Origin of the sequence: Enterobacter sp. JBIWA003, from assembly GCF_019968825.1 — a bacterium.
GTDB lineage: Bacteria > Pseudomonadota > Gammaproteobacteria > Enterobacterales > Enterobacteriaceae > Enterobacter > Enterobacter quasiroggenkampii.
On record NZ_CP074171.1, the window covers coordinates 61,490 to 81,232 of the forward strand.

14 protein-coding genes are annotated in these 19,743 nt (G+C 57.7%); all 14 read left to right on the forward strand.

Annotated elements, in window-relative coordinates; genetic code table 11:
• Positions 1 to 31 precede the first annotated feature (31 nt).
• The 14 genes from tssH (at position 32) to tssE (ending at position 19,733) form a co-directional block, all read left to right on the forward strand.
• Entirely contained in the window at positions 32 to 2,683 is a 2,652-nt protein-coding gene (tssH, locus tag KGP25_RS24735; protein WP_223540683.1) for a type VI secretion system ATPase TssH, read from the forward strand.
• The gene (gene vgrG / locus KGP25_RS24740) at positions 2,680 to 5,058 is read left to right on the forward strand and encodes a type VI secretion system Vgr family protein (RefSeq protein ID WP_123061169.1); all 2,379 of its coding nucleotides are present in this window, start codon (positions 2,680 to 2,682) and stop codon (positions 5,056 to 5,058) included. The genes tssH and vgrG overlap by 4 nt, the downstream gene beginning before the upstream one ends.
• Positions 5,059 to 5,811: a DUF4123 domain-containing protein gene (locus KGP25_RS24745; RefSeq protein WP_223540684.1), complete on the forward strand. Its 753-nt coding sequence runs from the start codon at positions 5,059 to 5,061 to the stop codon at positions 5,809 to 5,811. It begins immediately after the preceding gene.
• 89 nt (positions 5,812 to 5,900) lie between these two features.
• Complete coding sequence (locus tag KGP25_RS24750) at positions 5,901 to 6,431, forward strand: DUF3304 domain-containing protein (protein ID WP_223540685.1); 531 nt, start codon at positions 5,901 to 5,903, stop codon at positions 6,429 to 6,431.
• A gap of 68 nt (positions 6,432 to 6,499) precedes the next feature.
• Positions 6,500 to 7,030: a T6SS immunity phospholipase A1-binding lipoprotein Tli1-KP gene (tli1, locus tag KGP25_RS24755; RefSeq protein ID WP_223540686.1), complete on the forward strand. Its 531-nt coding sequence runs from the start codon at positions 6,500 to 6,502 to the stop codon at positions 7,028 to 7,030.
• Complete coding sequence (locus KGP25_RS24760; RefSeq protein WP_223540687.1) at positions 7,018 to 9,471, forward strand: DUF2235 domain-containing protein; 2,454 nt, start codon at positions 7,018 to 7,020, stop codon at positions 9,469 to 9,471. Before tli1 ends, KGP25_RS24760 begins: the two co-directional genes overlap by 13 nt.
• A gap of 19 nt (positions 9,472 to 9,490) precedes the next feature.
• A complete protein-coding gene (locus tag KGP25_RS24765) occupies positions 9,491 to 9,748 on the forward strand; it encodes a PAAR domain-containing protein (protein WP_223540688.1) in 258 nt (85 codons plus the stop codon).
• Positions 9,745 to 10,884 (forward strand): hypothetical protein, encoded by a 1,140-nt coding sequence (locus KGP25_RS24770; protein WP_223540689.1) that lies wholly within the window; start codon positions 9,745 to 9,747, stop codon positions 10,882 to 10,884. Before KGP25_RS24765 ends, KGP25_RS24770 begins: the two co-directional genes overlap by 4 nt.
• Positions 10,868 to 14,308: an ImcF-related family protein gene (locus KGP25_RS24775; RefSeq protein WP_223540690.1), complete on the forward strand. Its 3,441-nt coding sequence runs from the start codon at positions 10,868 to 10,870 to the stop codon at positions 14,306 to 14,308. The genes KGP25_RS24770 and KGP25_RS24775 overlap by 17 nt, the downstream gene beginning before the upstream one ends.
• Entirely contained in the window at positions 14,308 to 15,909 is a 1,602-nt protein-coding gene (gene tssA, locus KGP25_RS24780; RefSeq protein ID WP_123061162.1) for a type VI secretion system protein TssA, read from the forward strand. Before KGP25_RS24775 ends, tssA begins: the two co-directional genes overlap by 1 nt.
• A 42-nt stretch (positions 15,910 to 15,951) precedes the next feature.
• Positions 15,952 to 17,706: a type VI secretion system baseplate subunit TssF gene (gene tssF, locus KGP25_RS24785; protein WP_123061161.1), complete on the forward strand. Its 1,755-nt coding sequence runs from the start codon at positions 15,952 to 15,954 to the stop codon at positions 17,704 to 17,706.
• The gene (tssG, locus tag KGP25_RS24790; protein WP_223540691.1) at positions 17,670 to 18,755 is read left to right on the forward strand and encodes a type VI secretion system baseplate subunit TssG; all 1,086 of its coding nucleotides are present in this window, start codon (positions 17,670 to 17,672) and stop codon (positions 18,753 to 18,755) included. The genes tssF and tssG overlap by 37 nt, the downstream gene beginning before the upstream one ends.
• Positions 18,733 to 19,278: a type VI secretion system lipoprotein TssJ gene (gene tssJ / locus KGP25_RS24795; protein WP_123061159.1), complete on the forward strand. Its 546-nt coding sequence runs from the start codon at positions 18,733 to 18,735 to the stop codon at positions 19,276 to 19,278. Before tssG ends, tssJ begins: the two co-directional genes overlap by 23 nt.
• On the forward strand, positions 19,278 to 19,733 hold the full coding sequence (gene tssE, locus KGP25_RS24800) for a type VI secretion system baseplate subunit TssE (RefSeq protein ID WP_223540692.1): 456 nt from the start codon (positions 19,278 to 19,280) through the stop codon (positions 19,731 to 19,733). Before tssJ ends, tssE begins: the two co-directional genes overlap by 1 nt.
• The last annotated feature ends 10 nt before the right edge of the window (positions 19,734 to 19,743 follow it).

Here is a 19,743-nt window from a genome sequence, read left to right on the forward strand (position 1 = left end):
CGTGTCCAGGAACCGACAAAGAGAGAGAGTCATGGAAAATCCAGCCATCCTGCTGCGACGTCTGAACCCTTACTGTGCCCGTGCGATGGAAGGGGCCGCGTCACTCTGTCAGACCCGCGCCCATGCGGAAATTTTGCCGGAGCACTGGCTGCTGAAGCTGCTCGAACAGGGGGAAGGTGACCTGACGGTGCTGGCACGCCGCTACGAGTGGGATATGGATGCGCTGTGGCAGGATTTGCTCAGCTGGCTGGATTCACTTCCCCGCTCTGTTCGCCGTCGCCCGCAGCTTTCAGACAGCATTCAGACGCTAATGCAGGAAGCCTGGATGCAGGCCTCACTTGCCGGAGAGGACAGTATCCGCAGCGTACACCTGCTGATGGCGCTGACGGAAAACCCACGACTCCCTCACTGCGACGGCCTGTGGCCACTGCTGACGCTCGGGATGAGCCAGCTGTCCCGCCTGCGCCCGTTACTGGATGCGCAGTCTGACGAGCGCCCGGAAGTGCAGCACGAAGAAGAGCTGGCGCTGAATCACGGTGGTGACGTGGAGTTTGTTGACCGCCCGGTCGGTGCAGAGCTGAAAGAGGGCGAACTGACCCCGGCGCTGCAGAACGCGCTGGATAAATTCACCCTCGACGTTACGGCCAAAGCGAAAGAGGGCAGGATTGACCCGGTATTCGGCCGTGATACTGAAATCCGCCAGATGGTGGACATTCTCTCGCGCCGCCGTAAAAATAACCCAATCCTTGTCGGTGAACCCGGCGTGGGTAAAACCGCGCTGGTTGAAGGCCTGGCGCTGCGTATTGCAGAGGGCAACGTGCCTGAATCGCTCAGGCCAGTCATCCTGCGTACCCTTGACCTCGGCCTGTTGCAGGCGGGCGCAGGTGTGAAAGGCGAGTTCGAACAGCGCCTGAAAAACGTCATCGACGCGGTGCAGCAGTCACCGGTGCCGATTTTACTGTTTATCGACGAAGCCCACACCATTATCGGGGCTGGCAATCAGGCGGGTGGCGCGGATGCGGCCAACCTGCTGAAACCGGCACTGGCGCGCGGCGAACTGCGCACCATTGCCGCGACGACCTGGTCTGAATACAAGCAGTATTTTGAGCGTGACGCCGCTCTTGAGCGCCGCTTCCAGATGGTGAAGGTGCACGAGCCGGACGATGAGACGGCGTGCCTGATGCTGAGAGGCCTGAAATCCCGCTACGCCGAACACCACAACGTGCATATTACTGACGATGCGGTCAAAGCCGCTGTCACCCTGTCGCGCCGCTACCTGACGGGCCGCCAGCTGCCGGACAAGGCCGTTGATTTGCTGGATACCGCCGCCGCGCGCGTGCGTATGAGCCTTGATACGGTGCCGGAACAGATTGTGCGCCTGAAAGCACAATTGACCGCGCTGGAACTGGAAGAACAGGCGCTGCTGGAAGATATCGCCGCCGGCAGCAACCGCCATGGTGACCGCCTGGGTGCCATTGAGCAGCAGCGGACTGAACTGGAAGCGCGTATTGCGGAGCAGGAAGCGCGTTTCAGCAACGAAAAAGCGCTGGCGCAGCAGCTGATGGCCAGCCGCCAGGACATCAGCAATCAGGCTGAGATTTCCGGCCTGCAGCAGCTCGAACAGGCACAGCAGGGAGACGTGCTGGTTCAGGTGGATGTGGACACCCGCACGGTTGCCAACGTGATTGCCGACTGGACGGGCGTGCCGCTCTCTTCCCTGATGAAAGATGAGCAGACTGAGCTGCTGACCCTGGAAAGTGAAATCGGCCAGCGTGTCGTCGGGCAGAATGTGTCCCTTGAGGCTATCGCCCGGCGCCTGCGCGCGGCGAAGACCGGGCTGACGTCCGGGAATGGTCCGCAGGGCGTGTTCCTGCTGGTTGGCCCGAGCGGCACCGGTAAGACCGAAACCGCGCTGGCGCTGGCGGACGTGCTGTACGGCGGTGAGAAGTCACTCATCACCATCAACCTGTCGGAGTACCAGGAGCCGCACACCGTGTCGCAGCTGAAAGGCTCGCCGCCGGGCTACGTCGGCTACGGTCAGGGCGGCATTCTCACCGAAGCGGTGCGCAAACGTCCTTACAGCGTGGTGCTGCTGGATGAAGTGGAGAAAGCGCACCGCGACGTGATGAACCTGTTCTACCAGGTCTTCGACCGCGGCTTTATGCGCGACGGTGAAGGGCGTGAAATCGACTTCCGCAACACCGTTATCCTGATGACCTCCAACCTCGGCAGCGACCACCTGATGCAGCTGCTTGACGAACAGCCGGAGGCCAGCGAAGCCGACCTGCACGAACTGCTGCGCCCGATATTGCGCGACCACTTCCAGCCGGCGCTGCTGGCGCGTTTCCAGACCGTGATTTACCGTCCTCTGGCGGAAGCGGCTATGCGCACCATCGTGGAGATGAAACTCGCACAGGTCAGCAGGCGACTGAACCGTCACTACGGCCTGACCACGCAGATAGATGAGAGCCTGTATGACGCGCTGACCAATGCCTGCCTGCTGCCGGATACCGGTGCGCGCAACGTCGACAGCCTGCTCAGCCAGCAAATTCTGCCGGTGCTGAGTCAGATGCTGCTGACCCACATGGCGGCGAAACAGAAACCACAGTCGCTATGCCTTAGCTGGAGTGAGGAAGAGGGTATCGGGCTGGAGTTTGACCGAGTACAAGGAGTGCACGCATGAGCAGTAATCCCCCGATCAGATTCAGCCACAACCATCACCAGTTGTCGGTGAAGGGATGTGAAGCAGAACTCGATGTACTGGCGTTTGAAGGCGATGAAGCCCTGAGCACGCCGTTCAGTTACCGTATTGAATTCACAAGCGTTGACCATGCCATCAGCAAAGAGATGATGCTGATGAAAGCAGCCTCCCTGACGCTGCAGGCCCCGGTTGACCAGGGTTACGGCATCAAAATGCAGCAGGCCGTGCGCACCCTCCAGGGGGTGGTGAGCGGCTTTGAACGTCTCAGTACCTCAAAAGATGAAACCCATTATGCCCTGACGCTCCAGCCGCGCCTGGCGCTGCTTGACCGTTCGCATCAGAACGCCATTTATCAGGACATGTCGGTCCCACAAATCGTGGAAAAAATTCTGCGCGAGCGTCACAACATGCGCGGTCAGGATTTTCTGTTTTCGCTTGCAAAAGAGTACCCGCGTCGTGAGCAGGTGATGCAGTACGGCGAGAATGACCTGCACTTTATTACCCGCCTGCTGGGCGAAGTTGGTATCTGGTTCCGCTTTACCACCGACACGCGCCTCAACATTGACGTGGTGGAGTTTTACGACGGTCAGCAGGGGTATGAAAAAGGCCTGACGCTGCCATCTGTTCCGCCATCAGGACAACATTCGGACGGTGTGGACTCGGTCTGGGGTATGGTATGCCGTCACAACGTTGTGCAGAAGCAGGTCAGCACCCGGGACTACAACTACCGTCAGGCCACGCAGGACATGAACACCTTGGTGGATGCGACCCGCGGGGACGCGACCACGTACGGGGAAGCGTACCACTATGCCGACAATTATCTGATGCCAGGCAGCGCGTATGACCGCAATCCGTCCCCGGAGTCCGGCGCCTTTTATGCCCGCATTCGTCATGAGCGTTATCTGAATGGCCAGACGCAGACGCAGGCCATCACCAGCTGTCCGACCCTCTCTCCGGGTCAGGTACTGAAAGTCACCGGCGGGTACGAAGTGGCCGACGTGTTTGCTCAGGGCGTGGTCGTCACGGCGATGCACAGCCATGCCCGCCGTGATGAAGACTTTGGCGTCAGCTTCGACGGAATCCCGGACAGCACTGATTTTAGTTTCCGCCCTGAGCCTTGCTCACGTCCGGTGATGGCCGGTACATTGCCGGCACGCGTCACGAGCACCACCGAGAACGACACCTACGGCCACATCGATAAAGACGGACGCTATCGCGTCAACATGCTGTTTGACCGTGATAACTGGGAAACCGGGTTCGAGAGCCTGTGGGTGCGCCAGTCCCGTCCGTATGCCGGTGACACTTACGGTCTGCACCTGCCGCTGCTGGCGGGCACTGAAGTGGCGATTGGTTTTGAGGACGGTAACCCGGACCGGCCGTACATTGCCGGCGTGCTGCACGACTCGGCGCACGGCGACCACGTCACCATCCGCAACTACAAACGCAACGTCCTCCGCACTCCGGCGAACAACAAAATCCGCCTTGATGACGAGCGCGGGAAAGAGCATATCAAGGTGTCGACGGAGTACGGCGGCAAGAGCCAGCTCAATCTCGGGCACCTGGTCGACAGCGAAAAGCAGAAGCGCGGTGAGGGGTTTGAGCTCAGAACCGACAGCTGGGGCGCCATCCGGGCGCAGAAAGGGATATTTATCAGTACTGATGGCCAGGCAAAGGCGCAGGGGCCCATGCTGGACATGCAGCCAGCCATCAGTCTGCTAAAAGGGGCGTTGAATCAGGTAACTGGATGGGGAACTATTACGCAGACTCACCACAATATTACGCCTGATTCTGAGCCATTAAGAGCATTGGTTTCCGGTGCCAGTGAGCTTAAAGAGCCTGCGCTGTTGCTGTCTTCACCGAAAGGTATTGCCTCCGTTACGCCGGAAACAGCCTTGATGCACAGCGGGAAAGGGTTGTATCTGCAGAGCCTGGGGGAAGTCAATATCACCGCAGCACAACACTATTCGGTGAACGCGAGCCAGGCGGTCTCACTGCTGGCCCAACAGGAAGGAATGCGGCTGGTATCCGCCAAAGGTTCACTGGAGATTGAGTCACATAGTGATGCGCTGTCGCTGACTTCCCTGAAAGAAGTCACTGTCCAGTCAACACAGGGACACCTGCAGTTGACGGCTAAAAATGGCATTACTCTGGGCTGTGGCGGGGCTTATATTCGTCTTACGCCACAGGGAGAGGTGCATATTCACGGGCCGGGATTAATCAGTCTTAAAGGCCTGCACGATTTGCAGGGGCCTGCCAGCGAGGATTTTCCTCTGCCAGAACTGCCGGCATCAGTATGCAAAGAGTGTCTTAAAAAAGCTCAGGAACTGGCGCAGGGTTTTGTACCCAGGGAGGCATAAATGACCGCGCAATGGATTGAAGAAGTCGCTGTTACCTGCCGGACTTCCGGAACTGATTATCTTGATATCATCGTTGATCAGGCAGGGCTGGATTTCAGCGTTATTCCGGCGCTAAATGCACTGTCGGTGGAGTGGCAGTCACTTTATCACGGGCTTCCGGAAGCGTTTATCGTCGATGATGCTCCGCTGGTTGCACGCATTAGACTTGACGATCTTCAGCAGTTGCAGTGGCTCAAGGACATGAGTCAGCAGGTTGCCGTTCAGGCTCCGTTGCTGCTATTGTGTTCACACTGGCCTTTTTCTGTCCTGGCTGGATGGCTCACACAATGTATGGATATTCAGCAGGAAGGACGGAGCGGGATTTTACGGTTTTACGATACACGAATTTTCCCTGTGCTTTTTACGGACGTTCTCAGCGAGGAACAGCAAAAGCCTTTGTTGCGCCCTGTGCTGTTCTGGGCATGGCAGGATATGGATGGTAATGCCAGAGGTATAAAAGGTAGCGGTACGCCCCAAACCCGCGACGAAAAACCTGACAAAATCGACCTAAGCGATCGCCAGCTTGAGCACCTGATGTGCGTATGTGATGTCATGACCCTCCTGTCGCACCGCGCACCGCCAGCGGGCAGGTATGCATCACAACAGGCGCTTTTTTCTGATTGTTACCAGGGCATGGTGGAGGCAACAAACCAGGGCATTATTCTGGATGAAGCACGCGAGGCCTGGGTCATGAAAAAGTGGCTTCCCACATAAGTAATTACCTGATACTGAAAATAAACCGTTTTACCCGCCGTCAAATTCTCCTCCCTTTGTAGATGTTCTTTTCATACAAGGAAAGTCAGATGAAACATTCACTGTTAAGCCCGTTGCTGGCGGGCCTGCTGCTGTTAACCGGGTGCTCTCAGCCTGCCGCCCAGGCCGGGGGCGGTGGTGGTGGAACCATTGACGCCATCAACCACACCAAATGGGCGATTAACCACTTCAGTGTGGATAACCAGTCGGGCATCGACATTATTGGCCCGTTTCAGGGCGGCGGTGGGGGCTGCTGCTACAGCGTGCCCGCCCGCTGGACGCCGGGTATGACGGTGCGTATTGACTGGGAAAGTGGGGAAGCATCAACAGAAGGTTTCCCAGGGTACGAAAAATGGGACAAGTATTTGGAATGGGAAAAAAAAATCAAAGCCAGTCATCGGCAGCACAGCAAAACCGTCCCGGTTCCTGACTATAACGGCCAGGATGTCTGCGGCATCACAGTGCACTTTTTACCCTGCGATGACGTGAAGGTGACGACCAGTTGCTACACCTACGGCAGTCCCTCCTACCCGATAAAAGAGCCCATCAGGATGAAGGAGCCCAAAGTATGTCCGAGATAAAGGAAACCGATTTAGCCTGGGTGCCGCCGCCGTTTTCTCTTTAGTCCCGCCTCTGTAAGGAAAGTCAGATGAAACATGCATTCTTAAGTCCGCTGCTGGCGGGTCTTCTGCTGTTAACCGGTTGCTCGCAGCCTGCTGCTCAGGCCGGAGGCGGTGGTGGTGGAACCATTGACGCCATCAACCACACGAAATGGGCTATTAACCACTTCAGCGTGGATAACCAGTCGGGCATCGACATTATTGGCCCATTTCAGGGCGGCGGTGGTGGGTGCTGCTACAGCGTACCCGCCCGCTGGACGCCGGGTATGACGGTACGTATTGACTGGGAAACAGGGGTGGGGGATATGGATGGATTTCCCGGTTATCAGGACCGAGCAAAATATCTCGCCTGGGATAAGAAAATGAGAGATCAGAACCGGCAGCACAGCAAAACCGTCCCGGTTCCCGACTATAACGGCCAGGATGTCTGCGGTATCACGGTGCACTTTTTACCCTGTGATGACGTGAAGGTGACGACCAGTTGCTACACCTACGGCAGTCCGTCCTACCCGATAAAAGAGCCCATCAGGATGAAGGAGCCAAAAGTATGTCCGAGATAAAGGAAACCGATTTAGCCTGGGTGCCGCCGCCGTTTCCGGTCCAGGGACGCCTGCCGACCCAGGCGCTGCAGGTCGGGCAGAACTGCCATCAGCAGAACAGCGCCGAGCGGCTCTACCGCCAGGAACTGTGTCTGGCTGCCGGGCGACGCGTGGAGCCGCCGTGTTGCAAAACGCTGCATATCAGTCTGTTTTTCGACGGTACGGGGAATAACCTGAACAATGACCTGTTGCTGTCTGACCCGAAGCATCCGACCAATATCGCGCGATTGTTTCGTGCCACTATTGGAGACGGCACCGCCGGTGGCGTACCTGATACGAAGGAGGTGCCGCTGGATGCGGCAAGCGACAGCGGTGGAAAGTACTTCAAGTTTTATATTCCCGGCGTGGGCACCCCGTTCCCGGAAGTGAACGACCCGGACTATTCCACCATGGGACTGGTGGGAGCATCCAAGGGCGAAGAGCGGATTAACTGGGCGCTGCTGCGCATTATTGATGTGCTAATGCGCGTAAGTAAGGACCCGGAAAAAAACAGTATAAAACTGTCCGAGGGTGCGAGCCGTAAGTCCATAGGTAAAATGGGGACCAGCTGGAACCGGCTGTGGTTTGGCGGCAGCCACAACCGTTACGAAGAGTTCAGTCGTTTACTGAATGAGTTAGCCCCGCAACTGAAACCGCTGCTCACGCAGCCGGAGCCGGGTAAGCCTAAGGTGTTAGGCATCAAACTGTACGTTTATGGGTTTTCCCGCGGAGCTGCCGCTGCGCGTACGTTTGTACGCTGGCTGAGCGAACTGCTTCCCCCGCCAAAGGCGGAAGGCGAAAAACCCCCGCAGTGCCTGCAGATTGGCGAGATGCAGCTGCCTATCAGCGTGGAATTTCTTGGGCTGCTGGATACCGTGGCCTCCGTTGGGATAGCGCACGTGGTGCCGATTGCCGAGGGGCATATGTCCTGGGCAGATGGCACCATGGAGCTGCCGGACGATAAAACCTATGGCGGTCTGATAAAAAAATGCGTGCATCTGGTGTCCGGGCATGAGCAGCGTCTCTGCTTTCCGCTGGACTCGGTGCGCCGGGGTGACGGCAAGTATCCTCCCTACGCCACCGAGGTAGTTTACCCGGGGATGCACTCGGATTTGGGGGGCGGTTATCCGCCAGGGGATCAAGGGAAGGCGAATGCTGAGCATGATGGGTATTTGCTGTCGCAAATAGTGTTGCATGACTTGTATTCAAACGCTTTTTCTTCTGGCGCACCACTGAAAGTCAATAAATCTAGTTTGCCGGAGAGTTTAGCAAAGGACAGTTGGCGCGCTCTTGATGCTGAGCAAGTTAGAGATTTTGTCGTCGCACCGGAGTTGATATCAAGATTCAACGCCTGGCGCGAACTTACCCTGAATCTGTCCACACCAGAAAAAATCACGCCCGAAGAGGCCTGCGAATACGAACCACCGCGTGCCAGCGGCAGTCTGGAAACCGTCGTTGAAAACCAGATTGCGTGGATCACCGCCTGGCGTATCGAACGCTATGCCAGAGGTTCGATGCTGAAAACGCCATTCTACCAGCGCGCCACGAATACCGAAGCGCTGCCTGCCGCGCGTAAGGCGGCAGAAGAAGCACGGGATGAGAAGCAGCAAAAGGTACTCAAAACGCGTCAGGACCAGATAGCAAAACAGTCTGCCGACAAGATGGATGAGCTTGTGCTCTATCCGGGCGTCAAGGATTTTGACCCGGATATGGCGCAGACCCAGCTGTTTGAAGCGGCGAAGGAGTTCGGTAAGGATTACCACGACGGCTACCGAATTCCGGAGAACCTGGCACAGGCGGTGCTGGATACCGTGCTGCAGCCGATGATTTTCGTACTTAATACCGATGATGAACCCCAGGAATACCGGCAAATAAAGGCTGACGGAGATGCGCGGGTGGCAGTCCTGTTCCCTGCTGCCGGTGAGGCCAGTAATGCGGAACAGCCAGCCGGGCTGGTCAGGGCGTTATTCGACGACCAGGTGCACGACTCGCGAGCCTGGTTCATGCACGCTGCGCTGGGTACGCGCGAGATGTGGGGCGGCTACTTCCGCTACCGGATGATTTATTTCAGCGACAAATGTAATAAGTCCCTGTCGCCGCTGGTGATCGCCGGGGATCTTATCGGGTTTGCCACCCTGACCACGGGTGTTGTACTGAGCTTCAAGCAAAAGAGCCTGACCGGAAAGCTGGCGGGGCTGGCCGCGACAGGCGCTGTACGATCGCTGCAGGTTGAGGTGCTGGACAGGATCACCCGTGAACCCCTGCCGGAACTGCCGGGCGGGGAACAACAGCGGGCATTTACCCGGGAGCCGGGAGTTGTGGTTGCACAGCGAAAAGCGCTGGTGGCTGAACAACAGCTGGCGCGGGCGCAGGCTGCGATCCCGGCCAGTTGGCTTGAGGACGTCCTGACGGTGACGGGATAAAGCTGAGTAAGGAGGGCCGATGAGTAAAGTCATCCGCAAAGGAGATAGTCTGCGGGAATATGGTGGCAAGGTTTTAGGAGGGCACTACCAGTGTTTTGGTCAGGGATTTGCCTGTAAGGGAGATCCGGTTCGCTGTAACAAACACGGCATGACGACCATCGCGGAAGGTAGCTCATTGACAACGGTTGATGGACAGCCCGTCGCGCTGCATGGTCACCACTGTGCCTGCGGCTGTACGCTGGTCAGCTCGTTTCCTGACTGCGGTGTTGACCAGTGAGGTCCGTTCCTGATTATCCGGCGTACAAAACGGCACGTCCACCTGGTACCGCAAGGTGGCTGTCGGCCACGGCTTTGCTGGTGTTGATCGGCGGCGGTGCTGGCGGTCTGTTGCCCTCTGCCGAGGGTAACAGCTCTCTGGTGGCCGCCGTTATCCTGGTGACACTGCTGCTGTCGGGCACTGGCTGGCTTGTGCGGCTTCTGTACTACCGTGTCAGCGTGCATAACGCCGCTTTCTACTATCAGTTGGTGGCATATGAACAGAAGCGGTGGTGGGCGGCGCACCGGCAGGCGTTCTGGTTAAAAGAAGGCCTGTTGCTGGGGCCAGCAGGTACGCGTTCAGTTGACTGGCTGCGTGTGCTTAACCGTGAACAACGTCCGCCGGAGGAAAAAAAAGAGGGCGGCGGCAGTGCGCTGAGACTGCCACAAATTTCGGTTATGGATCCCATAGCTCGTGAAAAGCGGCTGGCGGAACTGCTGGTGATTGAGTGGCAAAAGCAGTGTAGTGAAGAAAACCTCACTCCACCGCTGCGTTGCTACTGGCAGGGTGCCGACATCGCCTGGCAGGCATTTCGCGCACAGATGGCGATCGCTTTTCCGGACATTGCACTGCCAGCCCGACCTGAGCCCTGGCAAGGGGAAGCCAGCCTGGCCGAAATAGCGGGTGAGCTTGCCGTTGCTAAACCTGATGACACGATACTGATCGCCGGTTGTCAGGTCATCGCGCCGCAGTCAAGCACAGAACGTCCCGCCGGAGAATCTGCGGCACTGTGGCTGGCCGGACTTAATGGCCCGGTACAACTGACGCGTGGTGAAACTTTTTCACCAGAACAAGGCGACATATTGCTCACCGTGTTCGCCCGTGCACTGGAACAGAGCGAGATGAAAGACCCACCGGAGGCCTGTACGCTGTTTTCTCTACCCGGCCTTGAGGCGCTGGCGAGTACTGGATGGGATGTCAGCCAGCATCTGCAGGATGCCAACTGGGGGGAAGTTGGCGATATGGAAACTCTGATTGTTTTATCCCTGGCGGCAATCTATGCCGCGCACCACCAACAATCGTGCGGCTGGATTGCCCGCGACCCGATGAACACCCTCGCAACTGGAATAGTAAAACCTGATGGACAACGTCAATAAGCCTGCTGCCATTTCTGTGGCAGCCACGGCAACTGTCTGTATTGCTGTGACCACTTTACTTGTACTACTGGGCGGAGTGGCATGGTGGCTGTGGGCGACCGAACGGTCAACGGAATGGGACACGCTGCGTCCGCTTATTGTCTCTGGCTTTATTGTCTGGGGAGTTGCGCTCAGCATGCTGGTACTGGGGTTTATGGCCTTCCGGTTATTGATTAAGGATAAGGTTAGCCCGTCGTCATCCCGCAAACGTGCGCCTGCAAAGGTTACGGGCCACGAAGCGGCTTACCGACGGCTTAAGACACACCTCCGATCGCGCCATAGCCTCTTCTGGCGCAACAAGGTCCGCCTGTTGTTGATTACCGGTGACGACGCTGCGATTGAACAACTGCTACCTGGCCTGCAGGAAAGCCAGTGGCTTGAAGGTAACCGTACCGTTCTGATTTACGGCGGCAGTCTGACTGCTGAGCCCGATAAGGAAAAATACACCGCGCTGCGAAAACTGCGGCGCGGCCGCCCACTGGACGGTATTGTTCGCGTCATGCCTGCGTCGCTTAATCTGAGCCCACAAATTAGTGACAACGATTTACGCGGGCTGGAAAAAATCAGTGAGCTGCTGCGCTATTCCGCTCCTGTCTGGCTGTGGCAGCTATGCGACAGCAAGTGGTCGCAGGCAAAGCGCACTGAACAGACGGTAGGAGCCACCTTCCCGCTTCGTGCTAAGCCTGACGATATTGCCCGCCAGCTTGAACTGATGCTGCCGACACTGCGGACGCAGGGGATGAGTCAGGTCGTTGAGAATAACGGCCACGATTTCCTGCTGCGCCTGGGCCAGTACCTCAAAGACGGCGGTAGTGCCCGCTGGACTCAGCAACTGGTGCCATGGCTGTCTGGTTCTCAGCAGCGTGTCCCGCTGCGTGGCCTGATGTTCAGCCTGCCGGAGAACAATCCTGTTGATACGTCAGAGGGGGCAGCAGCTGACCCTGAGAAATTTATCCCCGAATCACAACGCCATGCGCTGACCCTCCCGGCAACCTGGCAGGGCATCGTGGATGACTGCACCCGCGTGCGTGGCCGCCGTGTCGGTATGGCGTGGGAGCAGACCCTTGCCTGGACGCTGATGGCCATCATCGGTGTCTGGGGCGCGGGAATACTGCTGTCGTTCGCGGTCAACCGTATGCAGATAGTCTCTGTTGCCGGGCAGGCGCATGCTCTGGTGGAGCATCCTTCCGTCTCGGATTACCAGCTGACGGCCCTGCATACTCTGCGTAATGACGCCGGTCGCCTGCAGCACCGTATTCAGGACGGCGCACCATGGTATCAGCGTTTTGGTCTGGACCATAACCAGCAGCTGCTTGACGCGATGCTGCCCTGGTACGGCGTGGCGAACAACCGCCTGATACGCGACGCGGCAAATGAGGCGCTTAAGCAGAAGCTCAGCGCGCTGGCAAACTCTGCCCCCAACAGCGACCAGCGTGCACAGCTGGCGAAGCCGGGTTATGACCAGCTTAAAGCCTGGCTGATGATGGCCCGCCCGGATAAGGTTGATGGGGCATTCTACGCGCAGACCCTGAAAACCGTGCAGCCGACCCGAATGGGTATTTCTACCGGTCTGTGGCAAAGCCTGGCGCCGGATTTGTGGGCCTTCTACATCAACGAACTGCCAAAGCAGCCACAGTGGAAAATCACGCCGGATGCGCAGCTGGTGAGCCAGAGCCGCCAGGTGTTGTTGCAGCAAATTGGACGACGTAACGCGGAAAGCACCCTGTATGAAAATATGCTCAAGTCAGTGCGTCGTAACTTTGCCGATGTCTCCCTGGAGGATATGACCAGCGGTACCGATGCGCGTCGTCTGTTCACTACCGACGAAGTGGTGCCGGGCATGTTTACCCGCCAGGCCTGGGAAGGGGGTATTCAGCAGGCCATTGAGAAGGCGGCAACGTCGCGCCGCGATGAAATTGACTGGGTGCTGAGTGACAGCCGGAAAGCCGTATCGGCGGATCTGTCGCCGGAAGCGCTCAAAGCACGCCTGACAGAGCGTTATTTCATTGACTTTGCCGGCAGCTGGTTGAATTTCCTTAACAGCCTGCACTGGAACCCGGCAAACAATATTGCGGACGTTACCGACCAGCTTACGCTGATGAGCGATGTCCGTCAGTCGCCACTGATTGCCCTGATGAACACCCTCGCCTGGCAGGGGCAGACCGGTCAGCAAAGCGAAGGCTTGTCGGATTCCATCATCAAATCGGCAAAAGACCTGGTCGGCGGGAAAGACAAACCTGCGATTGACCAGTCTGCGTCGGGGCCGCAGGGGCCGCTCGATGAAACCTTTGGCCCGCTGCTGCAGCTTCTGGGTAAAAACAAAGGCGGCAACGTCATGTCGGCAGACAACTCCCTGAGCCTGCAGACCTATCTGACCCGTATCACCCGCGTGCGTCTGCGGCTGCAGCAGGTGGCCAGCGCTTCTGACCCGCAGGCAATGATGCAGACCCTGGCGCAGACCGTATTCCAGGGCAAAAGCGTGGACCTCACCGACACTCAGCAATACGGCAGCCTGATTTCGGCAAGTCTTGGCGAGGAGTGGAGCGGATTTGGCAGCACAATGTTTGTGCAGCCGCTGACCCAGGCCTGGGAGACCGTACTTCAGCCGTCGGCAGCCAGCCTGAATGACAAATGGAGCCGCTCGGTTGTCGCGAACTGGCAAACTGCCTTTGACGGTCGTTTCCCGTTTGCTGCCAGCAAAAGTGATGCCTCTTTACCGATGCTGGCTGAATTTGTGCGTAAGGACAGTGGACGGATAGAGCGCTTCCTGACGACAGAGCTCAACGGTGTGCTGCACAAAGAGGGTAGCCAGTGGGTACCGGATAAGGTCAACAGCCAGGGACTGAACTTTAACCCGGCCTTCCTGCGGGCCATTAACCAGCTGAGCCAGCTGTCAGACATCCTGTTCACCGATGGCAGTCAGGGCATCAGCTTTGAGCTGCAGGCGCGTCCTGTGCCACAGGTGGTGGAGACGCAGCTAACCATTGATGGACAAAAGCTGCACTACTTCAACCAGATGGCCGACTGGCAAAGCTTCCGCTGGCCGGGAGAGACTTACAAGCCGGGAACGATGCTGACATGGACCACGGTCAACGCCGGTGCGCGCCTGTTCGGGGATTACAGCGGGACCTGGGGCTTTATCCGCTGGCTGGACTTGAGCAAGCGTCAACAGCTTGACCGCAGCCAGTGGATGATGAGCTTTACCGCTCCGGATGGTCGCACCCTGCAGTGGGTGCTGCGCTCACAGCTCGGAAAAGGTCCGCTGGCGCTGCTGGAACTGCGCGGTTTCACGCTGCCGGAGCAAATATTCAGTGTCGACAGCGCGGCCACCGCTCAGGCGCTTATGGCTAATACGGGAAACAATGACATTGAGGGTGTCGAATAATGAGCACACTGCATAATCTGGTTGCCGTCTGTCAGGCTGACGAAACTCAGCAGAGGCTGCAGGCGCAGATACGCACGGAAAACTGGCAACCCTGGCTTGCTCCGGTAAGCGTTGCCAGTCCGACTGGGGAAGACCCGGGATATGACGATGATTTTCAGCGTATCCGCGAAGAGGTCAATAAGCTCTCCGGCATTGATACCGGGCTGATATGCACGCTTGCCGAAAAGTTACTGACCAACGTGGCTAAAGATATCCGGGTCGTGACTTATTACTGCTGGGCTCGCCTGCACCAGGATGGCGAAGCTGGTTTTGCCGAAGGGCTTGAACTGCTGGCGGGATTACTGCAGCGCTACGGCATGCAGCTTCACCCACAGCGGGACCGCAGCCGCAAGGCCGCTCTGGAATGGCTCGCCGGTAACCGTGTGCTGGACAGTTTGTCATTGTACCCGGAGGTCGCAGGCGAGGATGCACAGCGTACCTCCGGGGCGCTACTGCTCATCACTGACAGTCTGGAAACAGAGCCTGAAGCGTCACGGCCGGAGCTCAATGCACTATACAGTGCTCTGGAGTCCCGCCTGATGAAAGGCGGGGGCGTGGATGCAGTGGTACCGCAGAACGCCAGCAGTCAGACACGTGCGCAGCAATCATCTCACACGACAGAACAGGATGCGCCAGTGCTGGGTCGCATCACCTCCGGTCAGGATTTGCTGGCCCAGGCTCGCACCCTGACGGGGTATCTGCGTGAACAACCCGGTGGTTGGCTTGCGGCGCATCGGCTGATGAAAAGTCTGCGTCATGACACGCTAAGCGCTATTCCGGCACCGGATGCTGAAGGGAAAACGCGCATCGAACCGCCGCGGGCTGACCAGCGGGCCATGCTCAAACGCCTGTACCTGCAACAGAGCTGGCTGGAAATACTGGAGCAAGCGGACAATACCTTCTCGCGCGGAGCCAACCACCTCTGGCTGGATTTGCAGTGGTATATCCACCAGGCACTGATGAAATCGGGGCAGGATGTACTGGCCGATATCATCGTTGCAGACCTGAAAGGATTGCTGCGCCGCCTCACCGGGCTTGAAACCCTGGCCTTTAACGACGGTACGCCGTTTGCTGATGAAGTGACGTTGAACTGGATAAACCAGAGCGTACTGGACGATATGTCCGGCTGGCGGGATGAACCGGTCAGCGCAGCCAGCACGGAGGATAACGATATTCTGGCGCTCGAGCCTGAGGCACTGGAGAAAGCGGACAGCGAAGGTCTTGATAACACACTCCACTGGCTGCAGACCCGGCCTGGTACGGACTCCACAAAAGACAAATGGCTGCTGCGCCTGCTGATGGCCCGTGTAGCAGAGCAGAAGGGCAAAAATGAGCTGGCTATGCATCTGCTTGGTGAACTCGATGGTGCAGCTCAGTCCATCACCCTCACGCAGTGGACACCAACACTGCTCTTTGAAGTGAAATCACGTCGCCTCAGACTGCTGCGCATGAAAGCCACACGCAGTGAAACCGATAAATCGCGGCTTCAACCGGAGATGGACCAGCTTCTGGCAGGTCTGATTGCGCTTGATCCGGCAAGCAGTGCAGTGCTTTGCGGGTAACAACACCTGGCATACCTTTAAAACACATATATTCAGGTTATTATGGACGATTTAACCCTGCGTTATTATGACGCTGAAATGCGCTATCTGCTGGAAGCCGGTGAAGAGTTTGCCCGTGCTCACCCCGAGCAGGCGGCAATGCTCAATCTCGATAAAGCAGGGGCGCGCGACCCGTACGTGGAGCGACTGTTCGAGGGCTTTGCCTTCCTGATGGGCCGGTTGCGTGAGAAGCTTGATGACGACCTGCCTGAACTGACCGAAGGGCTGGTCAGCCTGCTGTGGCCGCATTACCTGCGTACCATACCGTCGATGTCGGTGGTGGAGTTCACCCCTGACTGGCGTGAGATGAAAGAGCAGATGCGCATCGTCAAAGGCTTTGAGGTGAACTCGCGGCCGATCGGTGAGAAGGGCACGCGTTGCCGGTATACCACAACCAAAGAGATTACCCTTCAGCCATTGTCGCTTGAGAGTGCACGACTGGCGACCGATCCGGATGGCCGTTCGGTCATCACGCTGCGTTTTAACTGCAGCCATCTTGCCGACTGGAGCCGTGTCGATCTCAGCCAGCTCCCGTTCTACTTCAACGCTGATGCACCGTTGGCCTGCGCCATGCATGAGGCCTTTACCATGAACATGGCCCGCCTGTGGTTGCGGATGCCGGGTGACATGGACAGAAGACCGCTCGACGGGTATTTCACCGCGCTGGGTTTCGGCGATGACGATGACCTGTGGCCTAAGGGAAGCAGCAGCTTTAGCGGCTATCAGCTGCTGCTGGAATACTTCACCTTCCGTGAAAAATTCATGTTCACAGGGCTGCGTGGGCTGGAGACCGTGGTCTTTCCGGCTGAGCTCCCATGGTTTGAAATCGACGTGGTGCTGGCGGAGCGCTGGGAGCATGATTTCAGCTTTACCGAAAAGCATCTGCGCCTGAACTGTGTGCCGGTGATTAACCTGTTCCCGCTGGAATCCGACCCGCTGACGCTCAACTCCCTGCAGACCGAATACATGCTGCGCCCGATGCGCGTGCAGGATGGCCATACCGAGATATACGCGGTGGATTCGGTGATGTCATCGAGCCAGCACACCTACGTGCCGTTTTCGAGTTTCCGCCACAAAGGCGGAATGATGCGTCATGAAGCGCCGGAATATTACTACCACACCCGCGTGCGCCGTGGCCCGTCGGGCCTGCATAACACCTGGCTTATCCTCGGCGGTGAAGCCTTTGATAACCACACGGTCCCGGAAGACGAGAGCCTGTCGCTGACGCTCACCGGCACCAACGGTCAACTGCCACGACGTGCTCTACAGAGTACGGTGCTCGATACGGTGATGAAAACCACCTCCGCCAGTATCGCCGTGCGTAACCTGTGTGCGCCAACGTTACCCTGTTATCCACCTGCGCAGGACCGTTTTCACTGGCGTGTGCTGAGTCACCTCGGTAGCGGGTTCCTGTCGATGATGGACAATGCAGACGTGCTGCGTGGCACCCTGGCGCTGTACGAATGGACCGACAGCGAGATGAACCGCCGCCGCCTGGAAGCCATCATTGACGTGAAGCACAGCGAAACCGGGCGCTTTGAGCAGGGCTACCTGGTGCGCGGCGTGCAGATTGAAGTAACCCTCGACAGCCACGGTTTTGCCGGGCGCGGCGACATCTGCCTGTTTGGCGAAATGCTGAGCCGTTTCTTCGCGCTCTACACCGACATCTATCTGTTTAACCGCCTGATTATCATCCTGCAACCGACCGGAGAGCGCCTGGAATGGGAAGAGAAGCACAACCGCCGCATTCCCGGCTGACCCCGCGGCTGGAAGCCGACCTCCACCGCATCAACTTTTATCGTTTATGTCAGCTACTGGAGAAGCGCCATCCGGACCGACCGCTGATGGGCTCTACCAGCCATCCGGCGGATGACCCGGTACGCTTTGCACCGCACCCCGGAATGGGGTTCCCGGTCAGTGAACTGAAGGCTGTCGAATATGACGAGGATGATGACAGCAGGCCACCGCTCATCCGCACGACCTTTATGGGGATGTACGGTGTCGATTCACCCTTACCGACTGCGTATCTCGATGATATCACCCAGCGTCGGGAAGGGCATGAGGCGCTGCAGGACTTTCTGGATATTTTCAGTCATCGCATCCTGACGCAGTTTTACCGCGTCTGGCGTAAGTACTCGTATCCGGCCACGTTTGAGTCCGGCGGAACCGACAGCATTTCGCAATCGATGCTGGGCCTGGTGGGGCTGGGCATACCGGGTACTGCAGAGCACATTGCCACGCCTGTGTCGCGCTTTCTGGCCCTGTTGGGGGTTCTGCAGCAGCCTGGCAAAACCCAGGAGGGAATGCAGGCGCTGGTGAGCCTGCTGGCCCCGGATACCACTGTGAAGGTCAGCCCCTACTGTCTGCGGCCGGTGGAGGTCAGTCAGCCGCTGGGCTTTTACGGCGATGACGATTTTCTTCTGGATGGCAACACGCCGCTGGGTGAAGAAGCTATGGATGCTAACAGTCAGCTGCTGATTGCCCTGTCCACCGATAACGAACAGGAATCACAGGGCTGGAAACCTGATGGTCTGCTGTATCAGGACTTTCTCGTGATGCTGCGTGTCTATCTGGGCTGGCGCTTTAAGGCAAAAATCACCCTGACCACCGCCACCCGTCTGCTGGCCGCGCCGCCGCTCGGGGAAGGCCCCTTCTGGCTGGGGATGAATGGCGTTTTGGGCGCGGATGACGAAGACCTCCCGGACGATATCCCGCAGACCTGTACAACCGAACTGGGCTGTTACACCGGTCTGCAGTCCGCGACACCACAACAAGGAAACCGACGTGTTACGTACAAGTTTAACTAAAACCATACGCTGGTTGTTACCGCTGCTGGCATTCAGCCTTGCAGGCTGCGGGGTGACGCAAAGCATCACCGATGGTACCAAATCGGTGTTTAATGGGGTGTTCTACAAAAAAATTAAGGTACTGCACCTCGATTTCACCGCCCGTGAAGCGCTGAATACCGACTCCCGCGAGAGTAACTCGCTGTCTGAACCTGTTGTGGTACGGGTATACCAGTTAAAGGACCGTAAAACCTTCGACAAAATGGTCTACCAGCAGCTCCTCAGGGATGGCGACACAATCCTGAAGGCTGACCTGCTGGCCTCCCGCGATATCGTGGTGAAACCTGGCGGGGATGCAAATCTTGATATGCCCATGGAAGAAGATGCGCAGTGTGTCGCCGTGGTCGGGTTGTTCCGTCACCCGGATATGGTCAACAACACCTGGAAGCTGGTGATAGGGCGTGAAGACCTTGACCCGGATAAAGCCCGGGTTATTGAGGCCGGTCACAATCATCTTACGCTGCAACCTCTCAAGGACGACTGATGCCACAGGGACACAAGACGCCATCGCTGTATGAAATATTAACCGGTCATTTTGCCGGCGGGCTTCCTCTGCAACAGGTCAGCGAAGAGAACCAGGTTATTTTGTCCGTACTCGATAACATGCAGCGCATCCTCAACTGTCGCGCCGGCACGCTGGCGCACCTGCCGGACTACGGTCTGCCGGATATGACCAGAGTTCTCCAGGGGATGCCGGGTACCGCCCATGAGCTGATGGGCACCCTGTCTGCTGTCCTGCTCAAATATGAGCCCCGTCTGAAGAAAATAGCGGTCGTTCTGCTTGAGCAGAACGTCCCCGGTGAGTTGCGTTATGCCATTGATGCTGAGCTGAAGGGCATTGGCCCTGTACGCTACGGCACTGAATTTATGCCCGAAGGCCGCGTGCTGCTGCGACACCTGAAGAGTCAGCAGTATGTGGACTCAGCAACCCGTCTCTGAGGTCAGATAA

Bases quoted from the DNA above. Each gene is read 5' to 3' on its own strand.
- tssH (WP_223540683.1), top strand. From the start codon at position 32: ATGGAAAATCCAGCCATCCTGCTGCGACGTCTGAACCCTTACTGTGCC.
- vgrG (WP_123061169.1), top strand. From the start codon at position 2,680: ATGAGCAGTAATCCCCCGATCAGATTCAGCCACAACCATCACCAGTTG.
- KGP25_RS24745 (WP_223540684.1), top strand. From the start codon at position 5,059: ATGACCGCGCAATGGATTGAAGAAGTCGCTGTTACCTGCCGGACTTCC.
- KGP25_RS24750 (WP_223540685.1), top strand. From the start codon at position 5,901: ATGAAACATTCACTGTTAAGCCCGTTGCTGGCGGGCCTGCTGCTGTTA.
- tli1 (WP_223540686.1), top strand. From the start codon at position 6,500: ATGAAACATGCATTCTTAAGTCCGCTGCTGGCGGGTCTTCTGCTGTTA.
- KGP25_RS24760 (WP_223540687.1), top strand. From the start codon at position 7,018: ATGTCCGAGATAAAGGAAACCGATTTAGCCTGGGTGCCGCCGCCGTTT.
- KGP25_RS24765 (WP_223540688.1), top strand. From the start codon at position 9,491: ATGAGTAAAGTCATCCGCAAAGGAGATAGTCTGCGGGAATATGGTGGC.
- KGP25_RS24775 (WP_223540690.1), top strand. From the start codon at position 10,868: ATGGACAACGTCAATAAGCCTGCTGCCATTTCTGTGGCAGCCACGGCA.
- tssA (WP_123061162.1), top strand. From the start codon at position 14,308: ATGAGCACACTGCATAATCTGGTTGCCGTCTGTCAGGCTGACGAAACT.
- tssF (WP_123061161.1), top strand. From the start codon at position 15,952: ATGGACGATTTAACCCTGCGTTATTATGACGCTGAAATGCGCTATCTG.
- tssG (WP_223540691.1), top strand. From the start codon at position 17,670: ATGGGAAGAGAAGCACAACCGCCGCATTCCCGGCTGACCCCGCGGCTG.
- tssE (WP_223540692.1), top strand. From the start codon at position 19,278: ATGCCACAGGGACACAAGACGCCATCGCTGTATGAAATATTAACCGGT.